We start from the raw sequence: 11,805 nt of genomic DNA on the forward strand, positions 1-11,805 counted from the left end.
GGTGGTCGACCGCACTGCGTCCGACCTACAGGTCGGCCTTCTCGGGTCCTTCGAGGTCACCGTCGCGGGCCGACCGGTTCTGCTTCCCCGTGGTCGTGGCCGTGCGCTGCTTGCAGTCCTTGCGATCGATCCCGGTATGCCGGTGACCGTCGAGACGCTCGCTCAGCGGGTCTGGGGTGCGCAGCCGCCGCAGCACGTGCGCGCCTCGGTCCACACGGTCGTACGCCGCCTGCGCAGCCGGCTGCCACCTGAGTCGATCGGTTTCAGCGCGGGCGGCTACGTGCTGAAGGCGACTGCAGAGCAGGTCGACGTGGCCAGGTTCCGTAGGTTGGCGGAGGCCGAACCCAGCGATCCTTCGTGTGCGGAGAAGCTGTGGGCCGCGGTCCGGCTCTGGCGAGGCGTCGCCTTCACGGGCGTCGACTCCGAGGACCTCTACGCCGCCGAGGTACCGGCTCTGGCCGACCGCTACCTGTCCGCCCTGGAACGGGTCGCTGACCTGTCCTTGGTCGGAACTCCGTTCCCCGATCCGATCGAGATCACCGAGCTGACCCAGCGGATCCGGGCTGCGCTCGAGCACCACCCACTGCGAGAGTCGCTCTGGGTCAGGCATCTGAGGCTGCTGGATCTGACCGGCCGCCGGGCGGAGGCACTGGCTGCGTACGAGGACGTACGCCGCTCGCTCGCCGACGAGCTCGGGATCGGCCCGGGGGCGGAGCTGAGCGCGGTCTTCACCGATCTGCTCGGCGAGCCCGAGGACCCCGCGGCCGCCGGCCCCCGCTCCGGGGCGGCGACCAGGCCGGTCCCACCGTCGGCACCCTCGACCTTCGTGGGCCGCACCGACGCGCTGGCGGGTCTCGACGAGCTGATCGCCTCCGGAGAGCAGGCGCCGGTCGTCGTGGTCTCAGGCGCCGCAGGGGTCGGCAAGACCGCGTTGGTGCTGCACTGGGCGCATCTGCACTTCGACAAGTTCCCCGACGGCGTCGTCTACATCGACCTCCGCGGCTTCGATCCCAACCGTCGGCCGATGGCGCTCGGCGAGGCGCTGCGGCTGGTGCTGGCCGAGCTCGGCGTCGATGCCCAGCAGGTGCCCAGCGACGTGCACCGCCAGCTCACGCTCTACCGCTCGACGATCGCCGAGCGGCGCCTGCTCGTGGTGCTCGACAACGCGCGTGATGCCGATCAGGTCCGACCGCTGCTTCCGCCACGTACTGCCGCGGCTCTGGTGACCAGTCGGGACCAGCTCTTCGGCGTGGTCTCCCGGGAGGGTGCCTCGACGGTGCGGCTGGGCCCGCTGAGCGGTGATGAGGCTCGTGATCTGCTCAGGCGCCGGCTGGGCGCGCGCCGGGTCGGGGCCGAGGACGGTGCGGTCGCTGAGATCGTCGAGGCCTGCGACCGACTGCCGATGGCACTGAGTCTGGTCGCCGCCAGAGCGGCCACCAACCCGGCCTTCCGGCTCTCCGAACTGGCCGACGAGCTGCGGCCCGAGAGCGGCCGTCTCGACAATCTGAGCGGGCCGGATGAGCACAGCAGCGTACGCGCGGCCATCCGCTCCTCCTATCTCGCGCTGGGGCCCGAGGATGCCCGTGTCTTCCGGTTGCTCGGCCTGCACCGGGTGGCGGAGATCTCGCTCGCGGCGACGGCCAGCCTCGCCGGCGTGACGCTGACCGAGGCGAGCTCGACGATGGCCCGGCTGGCGGCGGCCAGCCTGGTCGAGGAGCGTCGGCCGCAGCGCTATGTCCAGCACGACCTGGTCCGATTGCTCGCCGTGGACCTGCTCCGTGCCTCGGAGTCGCCGGAGGCGAAGCGGCGCGCGGCGCTCGGGCTGCTCGGGCACTACCTGGCCACGGCTCGCGAGGCGTCGATGCTGATGGACCCGCAGCAATACCCGATCTCGCTGCTGCCGATGGTCGACCAGGTGGCCCTCGACCGGGTCACCAGCTATGACGAGGCGCTGGCCTGGTTCACCGCGATGCACGAGAGCCTGCTGGAGGTCGCCTGGATCGCCCTGACGACGGGGTATCCGGCGTACGGCTGGCGGCTGGTGTGGTGCCTGGTCGACTATGCCGACCGACGAGCGGCCCTGTGGTGGCCGTGGGCGAATCTCGCCGAGCACGCGGTCGTCGTCCTGACCGCCGAGGGCGACCGCGCCGGGGTGGCTCAGTGTCACCGGCTCGCAGGTCAGGCTCTCGCGCGTCTGGGGGAGTACGACCGCGCCCACGAGCACTTCGCTCTCGCCTCCGAGGGCTTCGAGCGGATCGGCGACGACGTCGGCCGGTCGTACGTGCTGCGCAACGACACCTGGACCTGTGCCCGGGAAGGCCGGTTCGCCGAGGCGGTGACCAGGATGGAGAAGCTCCTGGAGCTGTTCACCGGCACCGGCGACGAGGCCGGCCTGGGCCGCGCGATGAACTCCATGGGCTGGTATCTCGTTCACCTCGGCGACCTCGACCGGGCACTCGCCACCTGCCTGGACGCGCTCGAGCACGCGCAGGCCAGTGGCGACCTCCCGGGCGAGGCCGACACCTGGGACAGCCTCGCCCTGGCCTACCAGCGACTCGGCCGACTCGAGGACGCGCTGGCGGCGGCCGAGCGGGCAGCGGAACAGTACGAGGCCCTCGGCGACCACGTCAGCGCTGCCCGCAGCGGTCTGCAAGCAGGCGACCTGTCCGAGGACCTCGGCGACCGCTCGCGCGCCCGCGGCGCCTGGCAGCAGGCCCTTGCCGTCGTCGGCAACGCCGACCCCGAGATCAGAGCCACCCTCACGCAGCGACTCGACGAGACCGGCGGATAAGACCGTCGTGGCGAAGTCACCGGGCCATCAGCAGTGCGGCACCTGGCGCACTCGGGTGGTGAGGACGAGGCGGAGGATGTCCTCGACGGCCGCGTCGGTCCGCCGTGCCAACCGCGCCGCGGTCCGCCGGCACCGAGCCCGCCGGTCCTCGGCTGCCCGCGGCGGATGACGGAGCCCTGCGTGACCTGATCTGCTCGTCACTGCGACTGGCGTTGCAGAGCCATCAGCAGCGCGCCGCGTCCGGCGTGCTCGAGGTCGGCGCGCAACGCCTCCACGGCCGACTCGTCGTCGATCAGCAGCTTGTCCATGAGGTCACGGTGCAGGCCGGCCAGCTTCGCGACGGTGAAATCGGGGCGCAGGTTGGCGAGCAGGAGGCGAAGCTCGTCCTCGCATGACTGGTGAGCCGCGAGGAGTCGCTGGTTGCCGGATGCCTCGACGATGGCGCGATGGATCTGTCCGTGGGCCTCGATGAGCGTCCCCCAGGGTGTGTCTTCCGGCAGGGACTCGAGCCGCCGCACCGAGTACTCGACGGGGGAGAGGTCCGCACGCCGGCTCAGCGCGAGTCGGAGACTGCCGAGCTCGACCACGCTGCGGAACTCGAAGACGGTGTCGATCCTCTCCCGGGTCAGCTCCGGAACGCGCGCACCCTTGTGGCGCTCGTGGATGACGAGCCCGGTCGCGGCGAGCTGGTTGATCGCCGCGCGGACGGTGTGGCGGCCGACATCGAAACGCGTGGTGAGCTGCTCCTCTCGAAGGTGCTCACCGGGCGCGACGTTCCCGTCGAGGAGGTCCGCCCGCAGGGCGGCCACGACCCGATCGGGAGCGCTGATCTTCGGCGGTGTCCCTCCGGAACCGTCAGCGGACTTCATGCGCCGATCCTCTCATTGACGGTGCCAGTGTCGGCCGGCGACCGGGTCGAGATCCCTTGTCGCAATTCGAGCGTTTGTGTCACAATCCAGCGAAATTGTGACACAAAGATAGGAATCGGTCCGGCTGCTCGGCATGAGCAGCTTCCCCAGCACCGAACGAGAAGGACAGCCGCTCATGACCAGCACACCGTCCCGGCACCGTACGCAGCGCAGGCTGCCGCGTTGGAAGGACCTCGCCCCGTTGCTCCGCGTACGGCGCTGGGAGTTCGACCGTCGGAAGCGTCGGCTGCAGCGCGCTCTCACCGTTGCCGATCTCGCCGACGTCGGACGTCGCAGGACCCCACGGTCGGTCTTCGAGTACGTCGACGGAGCGGCTGAGGCCGGTCTCAGCCTCGAGCGCGCCCGCCACGCCTTCGCGAGGGTGGAGTTCGACGCACGCGTCCTGCGCGACGTGACATCGGTCGACACCAGCACCACGGTCCTGGGTCGCAAAGTCGACCTGCCCCTCATCTTGGCGCCGACGGGGTTCACCCGGATGATGCATCACGAGGGTGAGCCCGCGGTGGCTCGCGCGGCAGCGACCGCAGGGGTCCCGTACACGCTGTCGACCATGGGTACGACGTCGCCGGCGGACCTCATGGCCGCAGCCCCCACCGGCCGCAACTGGTTCCAGCTCTACCTATGGCGAGACCGCGCCGCGACGCTCGACCTGGTCGAATCCGCCCGCACGGCGGGCTACGACACGCTCGTCCTGACCGTCGACACCCCGGTGGCGGGCAACAGGCTGAGGGACGCGCGCAACGGACTGACCATTCCTCCCACGCTCAACGTTCGGACCTTGCTCGACATGTCCAGGCACCCCGCGTGGTGGGCGAACCTGTTGACCACCGCACCACTGGAGTTCGCTGCGCTGCGGATGTTCGACGGCACGGTGGCCGAGCTGGTGGACACCATGTTCGATCCTTCGCTGAGCTTCGAGGATCTCGCCTGGCTCCGCGATCAGTGGGGCGGAAACCTGGTCGTGAAGGGCCTGCAGTCGGTCGAGGACGTCCGGCTGGTGGTCGAGACCGGTGTCGACGGCATCGTCGTCTCGAACCACGGTGGTCGGCAGCTCGATCGAGCCGCCACTCCCCTGGAGCTGCTCCCCGCCGTCGCGGATGCTGTGGACGGTCGTTGTCAGATCTTCCTCGACACCGGGGTCCTCTCTGGCGCGGACATCGTGGCAGCGCTGGGGATGGGCGCCGACGCCTGCATGGTGGGCCGGGCGTACCTGTACGGCTTGATGGCAGGAGGAGAACGCGGGGTGGACCGCGCGCTCGACCTCTTTCGTTCCGAGATGACCCGGACGATGCAGCTCATGGGTGCGGCATCTGTCGCCGACCTGCGGGGGAGGGCCCGGCTCCGGCCGTGAGCCAACGGAGGGGCGCTCTCCCGACCCGCCTGGTCCCGGTCAGTCGTGAGCCGGCGAGGACCGGGTGGGGCCATCGTCGACCAGGTGGGTGCGGTCCCACGCGGACATGACCATGAGCGTCTTCGTACCCGCGACGATGCCGGTGCGGCGAATGGCGTTGACGACCTGCTGGAGGTGCTCGACGTTGCGGACCCGGAAGCGCACGAGCGCGTCGGGGTCACCGGCGATCGTGTAGTACTGCTGCACCTCCGGCACGCGCCGGGCGATCTCCTCGATCTTCTCGGTGGCCGTGTCACCGGTCAGCCGGATCTCGGTGAAGGCGTCGATCTCGCCGACGGCCGCGTCGTCGATGACGGCGACGTATCCGCGGATGACGCCGGTGCTCTCCAGCTTCTCGATCCGCCGCGCGACCGGAGCGCTCGACAGGCCCACGCGGCGGGCGATCTCGCTGACCGGCATCCGTGCGCTCTGGCGTAGGAGGTCGAGGATCTGTCGGTCGATCGCATCCATTCTGGTCTCCCGTCGGCTTCATCAATCACGCGCCGCCCGCATGATTCTAGTTCCCTCAGACGCGGCGGACGCACGGACAGGGTGATATTCGCATAGATCGAGCGGAATGGTTGCGTTGGGTCGTGACCCGCATCACGCTTCTGCCGAACCACCGACCGAAGGAGCGTCATGACCGTGGAGACCCACACGACCGAGCCGTGGTCCGTCCTCGACAAGTCCGGACACCTGCGGCCCGACGACCGTGTCCCGAGCGGCGACACGGCTCTCGACCTGCGCCGGGCCTACCGCGACATGGTGCTCGCCCGTCGCGTCGACGCCGAGGCGATCGCCCTGCAACGGCAGGGTGAGCTCGGCCTGTGGCCGTCCATGCTGGGGCAGGAGGGCGCCCAGGTCGGCGCCGGCTCGGCGCTGCGACCGCAGGACGTCGTGTTCCCCACCTACCGGGAGCATGCGGTCGCCTGGTGCTTCGGTGTCGACCCGGTCCAGCTGCTGGGTCTGTTCCGCGGCACGACCATGGGTGGCTGGGACCCACGCGAGCGCAACTTCAACCTCTACACCCTGGTCATCGGGGCACAGACGCTGCACGGCGTCGGATACGCGATGGGGATCGTTCGCGACGGCGACGTCGGCACCGGTGACCCCGAGCGCGACCGCGCCGTCCTGGTCTTCCTCGGTGACGGTGCCCTCAGCGAGGGCGAGACCAACGAGGCCTTCGTCTGGGCCGCGGCGCAGCAGCTCCCGGTGGTCTTCTTCTGTCAGAACAACCAGTGGGCCATCTCGGCGCCCTTCTCGGTGCAGAGCCGGATCCCGGCAGCCGAGCGGGCCCGAGGCTTCGGCTTCCCCGGCGTACGCGTCGACGGCAACGACGTCATCGCCTGCCACGCCGCGACCCAGGAGGCCCTGGCGACGGCTCGCGCCGGCGGCGGCCCGACCCTCATCGAGGCGGTGACCTACCGGCGTAATCCCCACACCACCTCCGACGACGACCTGCGCTACCGCAGCGGCACCGAGAACGACGAGTGGGAGGGCCGCGACCCGATCGACCGCCTGCGGCTGCTGCTCAGCCGCGAGGACGCCCCCGAGCGCCTCGACGACGACTTCCTGGCCGAGCTGGAGCAGGAGGAGCAGGCCCTCGCCGAGCGGCTGCGGGCCGGGTGCCGTGCCCTGCCCGTGCCGTCACCCGAGGACCCGTTCGTCCACACCCTCGAGCAGATGCCGGCCGACCTGGCTCGACAGCGCGACGAGCACCTGGCGTTCGTCGCGGCCGGAGAAGGAGACCACGCATGAGCACCGCACTGGCCCACGCCCTGAACGCCAGCCTTCGCAGCTCGATGGAGTCCGACGACAAGGTTCTGCTCATCGGCGAGGACATCGGCGAGCTCGGCGGCGTCTTCCGCGTCACCGACGGTCTCGCGAAGGACTTCGGCGAGGACCGCGTCGTCACCTCGCCGCTCGGCGAGGCCGGGATCGTCGGCAGCGCCATCGGGCTCGCCATGGCCGGCTACCGGCCGGTGTGTGAGATCCAGTTCGACGGCTTCGTCTTCCCCGCCATGAACCAGATCGTCACCCAGCTCGCCAAGTACCGGCACCGTTCCGAGGGGGCCGTCTGCCTCCCCGTGGTCATCCGCATCCCCGTCGGTGGCGGCATCGGCGCCATCGAGCACCACAGCGAGTCTCCGGAGGCCTACTTCGCCCACACGCCAGGACTGCGCGTCCTGTGCCCCTCGAGCGCGCAAGACGCCTACGACCTCCTCGGCCAGGCCATCGCCTGCAACGACCCCGTGGTCTTCCTCGAGCCCAAACGTTCGTACTGGGCCAAGGGGGAGCTCGACACGACCGCGGCGCCGTTGCCGATGGACCAGGCGCGCATCCTCCGTCCGGGCGACGACCTCACGCTGGTGACCTACGGGGCGCTCGCTCCGACCGCGGTCAAGGTGGCCGCCGCGGCCGCCGAGGAAGGACGGTCGATCGAGGTCATCGACCTGCGGTCGCTCTCGCCGATCGACGATGCGACCATCGTCGCCTCGGTCGAGCGCACCGGTCGGTTGGTCGTCGCCCACGAGGCGTCACAGACGGCGGGCCTCGGCTCGGAGGTCGCGGCGCGCGTCCAGGACCAGGCCTTCTACTCGCTGGAGGCGCCGATCATCCGGGTCACCGGATACGACACGCCGTACCCGGCCAGCCGGCTCGAGCACGACTGGCTCCCGAGCCTCGACCGCATCCTCGACGCCGTCGACCGTAGCTTCACCTATTGAGGGCAGCAGACCATATGACGAACATCCAGCAGTTCAGCCTCCCCGACGTCGGCGAGGGCCTGACCGAAGCCGAGATCGTGACCTGGCTCGTCGCGCCGGGAGACGTCGTCGAGGTCAATCAGACCCTCGTCGAGATCGAGACGGCAAAGTCCCTCGTGGAGCTTCCGTCGCCGTTCGCGGGCGAGGTGATCGAGCTGCACGCCGCGGAGGGCGTGACGGTCGATGTCGGCAGGCCCATCATCAGCATCGCGACCGCCGGAGCCGCGCCGGAGAAGGCGCCGGGGAGCCCGTCCGCGCCGGCGCAGACGGAGCAGAATGCCGCCGACGCCGAGGAGCCGAGACTGCTCGTCGGGTACGGCGCGAAGGAGACGAGCGGCCGACGTCGCCGTCCGGCCGCATCGACTCCGCCCGCGCCTGAGGCGGAACGGTCCGCTCCCGCGGTGGCACCGTCCGGGCCCGTCAGGACCAAGCCGCCGGTGCGGAAGCTGGCGAAGGTGCTCGGGGTCGATCTCGCGGCGCTCACGCCGACCGGACCTGACGGCATCGTGACCCGTGCCGACGTGCTCGACGACTCCTCGGCCAACGGCGCCCCCGCGGCGGCCGACGTCGCTGCGACCCGGTCCACCGACGCCGAACCCGACGAGGTCCGCATCCCGATCAAGGGCGTGCGCAAGTACACCGCCGCGGCCATGGTCAGCTCCGCCTTCACCGCTCCCCACGTCACCGAGTTCGTCACGCTCGACATCACCGCGACGATGGAGCTGCGGGACCGGGTCGCCGCCCGGCGCGACTTCGAGGACGTGAAGCTCAGCCCTCTGTGCTTCATCGCCAAGGCGTTCTTGCGCGCCCTGGAGCGCACCCCTTCGGCGAACTCCCGGTGGGACGAGGCCGCGCAGGAGATCGTCCAGCTGCGCGAGATCAACCTCGGCATCGCGGCGGCGACTCCCCGAGGCCTCGTGGTGCCGAACATACGCAGCGCCCAGCGTCTGGGACTGGCCGAGCTCGCCACGGCGATCGCCGACCTCGCCGCCACGGCCCGGTCGGGCAAGACCCCGCCCGAGGCGATGGCCAGCGGCACGGTGACCATCAGCAACTTCGGAGTCTTCGGCGTCGACACCGGCACTCCGATCCTGAACCCGGGGGAGACCGCGATCCTCGGGGTCGGCACGATCTCCCGCCGGCCGTGGGTCGTCGGCACGGGCGTCGACGAGCGTCTGGAGCCCCGATGGGTCACGACCCTGGCGCTGTCGTTCGACCACCGGGTCATGGACGGCCAGCAGGGCTCGGAGCTGCTGGCCGACACGGCGGCGTTCCTGCGTGACCCGGCCCTCGCGACGCTCTGACCCGCACAACAGGAGAGGTTCACCATGCCGCAGAAGTTTGACGTCGTCGTCCTCGGAGCCGGCCCCGGCGGTTACGTCGCCGCGATCCGTGCGGCCCAGCTGGGCAAGAACGTCGCCGTGGTCGAGGAGAAGTATTGGGGAGGCGTATGCCTGAACGTGGGGTGCATCCCGTCGAAGGCGCTTCTGCGGAACGCCGAGATCGCGAGGACCTACCGCGACCACGCGGCCGACTTCGGCATCGTCGGTGACGTCTCGTTCGACTTCGGCGTGGCCCACGACCGGAGCCGCAAGGTCGCTGATGGCCGGGTCAAGGGCGTCCACTTCCTGATGAAGAAGAACGGGATCACCGAGCTCGACGGTCGCGGGGTGCTGACCGGTCCGCGGGCCATGGACGTGAGGCGCCACGACGGGACCGTCGACCAGATCGAGTTCGAGCACGCCATCATCGCGACGGGGTCGCGGACCAGGATGCTGCCGGGCGTGGAGCGGTCCGCCCGGGTCGTCACCTACGAGGAACAGATCCTCGACCGCGACCTGCCGGGATCGATGCTGGTGGTGGGGGCCGGCGCGATCGGCATGGAGCTGGGTTACGTGGCCCAGGCGTACGGCGTCGACGTGACGGTGGTGGAGTACCTCGACCGGGCGCTGCCGAACGAGGACCCCGAGGTCTCCAAGGAGATCACCCGGGCCTACAAGAAGCTCGGCATCGACATCCTCACGTCGACGAAGGTCGAGTCCGTCACCGATCACGGCGACCGGGTCTCGGTCGTGTACTCCCGTGGGCAGGTGCAGGAGAGCGTCGACGTCGATCGTGTGCTGGTGTCGGTGGGGTTCGCGCCCAACGTCGAGGACATCGGTCTCGAGGCGGCGGGCATCGAGACCGACGACCGCGGCGCGATCGCGATCGACGAGAGGATGAGGACGAGCGTCCCGCACATCCATGCGATCGGCGACGTGACGATGAAGCTCCAGCTGGCGCACGTCGCCGAGGCCCAGGGCGTCGTGGCGGCCGAGACGATCGCCGGTGCGCAGACCATGGAGCTCGGGGACTACCGCATGATGCCGCGGGCGACCTTCAGCCAGCCGCAGGTCGCCAGCTTCGGGCTGACCGAGGCCGAGGCCGTCGCCGAGGGGCACGAGGTGACGGTCGTGAAGTTCCCGTTCTCGGCCAACGGCAAGGCCCATGGGTTGGGGGAGCCGACGGGGTTCGTCAAGCTGGTCGCCGGTGCGAAGCACGGCGAGCTGCTCGGCGGCCACATGGTCGGCCCCGACGTGTCCGAGCTCCTGCCGGAGCTGACGCTCGCCCAGAAGTGGGACCTCGGCGCCTTCGAGCTGGCGCGGAACGTCCATGCGCACCCGACGCTCAGCGAGGCGCTGCAGGAGACCTTCCACGGCCTCGCCGGCCACATGATCAACTTGTGATCCGCCCCCAGCCACCTGTCGCACCCATCCTCGAGAGCAAGGAACCCCATGCCCGCCCAGCGTCTCATGCCCACTGACGAGTCCGTCGATCTCATCGACCTGACCCGGAGCATCGTCGACAAGGAGCTGCGTCCGGTCATCGCCGACCTCGACGCGTCCGCGACGTTCCCGCGGGATGTGTTCCGAACGCTCGGGCGGGCCGGTCTGCTGTCGCTGCCGTACCCGGAGGAGGTCGGAGGCGGCGGCCAGCCGTACGAGGTGTACCTGCAGGCGCTGGAGGAGATCGCCTCGGCGTCCGCGTCGGTGGGCGTCGGGGTCAGCGTCCACGCGCTGTCGTGCTTCGGGCTGTTCACCGCCGGGACCGACGACCAGAAGCAGGCGTGGTTGCCCGAGATGCTGTCGGGTGAGCTGCTGGGCGCGTACTGCCTCTCGGAGGCGCATGCCGGCTCGGACCCGGCGGCGATGCGGACCCGCGCGGTCCGTGACGGCGACGACTACGTCATCACCGGCGCCAAGGCGTGGACCACCCATGGCGGCAAGGCGGACTTCTACAAGGTCATGGCGCGTACGTCGGACGATGGCGGGCGCGGCATCTCCTGCTTCCTGGTGCCGGCCGATACTCCCGGTCTGAGGGCCGACAACCCCGAGCAGAAGATGGGCCTGATGAGCTCGACGACCGCGACGATGCTGTTCGACGGTGTTCGCGTCCCGGCCGACCGGCGCCTCGGTGCGGAGGGTCAGGGCCTACCCATCGCGCTGGCCGGACTCGACGCCGGACGCCTCGGCATCGCCGCCGTCGCCACCGGACTGGCGCAGGAGGCGCTCGACGTCGCCGTCGCGTACGCCAAGGAGCGCGAGGCGTTCGGCAAGGCGATCATCGACCACCAGGGTCTTGCGTTCGTGCTGGCCGACATGGCCGCCTCGATCGAGTCGGCCAGAGCCACCTACCTCGCCGCGGCCCGTCTCAAGGACGCGGGTCGTCCGTACTCACGGCAGGCATCGATCGCCAAGATGGTCTGCACCGACAACGCCATGAAGGTCACGACCGACGCGGTGCAGGTCCTGGGCGGCGCCGGCTACACCAAGGACTTCCCCGTCGAGCGGTTCATGCGTGAGGCCAAGGTGATGCAGATCTTCGAGGGCACCAACCAGATCCAGCGGCTCGTCATCAGCCGCAGCCTCGCGCGCTGAGCACCACTCGGAC

9 protein-coding genes are annotated in these 11,805 nt (G+C 70.1%); 7 read left to right on the forward strand and 2 right to left on the reverse strand.

Annotated features, from left to right (window positions below):
- Nucleotide 1: 1 nt before the first annotated feature.
- Nucleotides 2–2,791, forward strand: coding sequence for a BTAD domain-containing putative transcriptional regulator (locus ACFV9G_RS19765; protein ID WP_378729228.1), 2,790 nt, complete (start codon nt 2–4; stop codon nt 2,789–2,791).
- Nucleotides 2,792–2,988: 197 nt separating this feature from the next.
- Here the strand turns inward: ACFV9G_RS19765 and ACFV9G_RS19770 are convergent, their stop codons facing one another.
- The gene (locus tag ACFV9G_RS19770) at nt 2,989–3,660 is read right to left on the reverse strand and encodes a GntR family transcriptional regulator (protein ID WP_378729229.1); all 672 of its coding nucleotides are present in this window, start codon (nt 3,658–3,660) and stop codon (nt 2,989–2,991) included.
- Between the two features lie 175 nt (nt 3,661–3,835).
- Here ACFV9G_RS19770 and ACFV9G_RS19775 point away from each other — a divergent pair, with 175 nt between their 5' ends.
- On the forward strand, nt 3,836–5,071 hold the full coding sequence (locus ACFV9G_RS19775; protein WP_378729230.1) for an alpha-hydroxy acid oxidase: 1,236 nt from the start codon (nt 3,836–3,838) through the stop codon (nt 5,069–5,071).
- A gap of 39 nt (nt 5,072–5,110) precedes the next feature.
- On the opposite strand, the gene ACFV9G_RS19780 is transcribed toward ACFV9G_RS19775, so the two are convergent.
- Nucleotides 5,111–5,581: an Lrp/AsnC family transcriptional regulator gene (locus ACFV9G_RS19780; RefSeq protein WP_378729231.1), complete on the reverse strand. Its 471-nt coding sequence runs from the start codon at nt 5,579–5,581 to the stop codon at nt 5,111–5,113.
- 168 nt (nt 5,582–5,749) lie between these two features.
- On the opposite strand from ACFV9G_RS19780, the gene ACFV9G_RS19785 reads away from it, so the two are divergent.
- Genes ACFV9G_RS19785 through ACFV9G_RS19805 form a run of 5 tightly spaced genes read left to right on the forward strand, consistent with a single transcriptional unit; the run spans nt 5,750 to nt 11,792 of the window.
- Nucleotides 5,750–6,868, forward strand: a complete 1,119-nt coding sequence (locus tag ACFV9G_RS19785; protein WP_378729232.1) for a thiamine pyrophosphate-dependent enzyme — start codon at nt 5,750–5,752, stop codon at nt 6,866–6,868.
- Nucleotides 6,865–7,836, forward strand: coding sequence for an alpha-ketoacid dehydrogenase subunit beta (locus tag ACFV9G_RS19790; protein ID WP_378729233.1), 972 nt, complete (start codon nt 6,865–6,867; stop codon nt 7,834–7,836). The genes ACFV9G_RS19785 and ACFV9G_RS19790 overlap by 4 nt, the downstream gene beginning before the upstream one ends.
- 14 nt (nt 7,837–7,850) lie before the next feature.
- The gene (locus ACFV9G_RS19795; protein ID WP_378729234.1) at nt 7,851–9,179 is read left to right on the forward strand and encodes a dihydrolipoamide acetyltransferase family protein; all 1,329 of its coding nucleotides are present in this window, start codon (nt 7,851–7,853) and stop codon (nt 9,177–9,179) included.
- A 24-nt stretch (nt 9,180–9,203) separates the two neighbouring features.
- The gene (lpdA, locus tag ACFV9G_RS19800; RefSeq protein ID WP_378729235.1) at nt 9,204–10,601 is read left to right on the forward strand and encodes a dihydrolipoyl dehydrogenase; all 1,398 of its coding nucleotides are present in this window, start codon (nt 9,204–9,206) and stop codon (nt 10,599–10,601) included.
- A gap of 48 nt (nt 10,602–10,649) precedes the next feature.
- Nucleotides 10,650–11,792, forward strand: coding sequence for an acyl-CoA dehydrogenase family protein (locus ACFV9G_RS19805; RefSeq protein ID WP_378729236.1), 1,143 nt, complete (start codon nt 10,650–10,652; stop codon nt 11,790–11,792).
- The last annotated feature ends 13 nt before the right edge of the window (nt 11,793–11,805 follow it).

Source organism: Nocardioides sp. NPDC059952, assembly GCF_042730435.1.
Lineage (GTDB): Bacteria > Actinomycetota > Actinomycetes > Propionibacteriales > Nocardioidaceae > Nocardioides.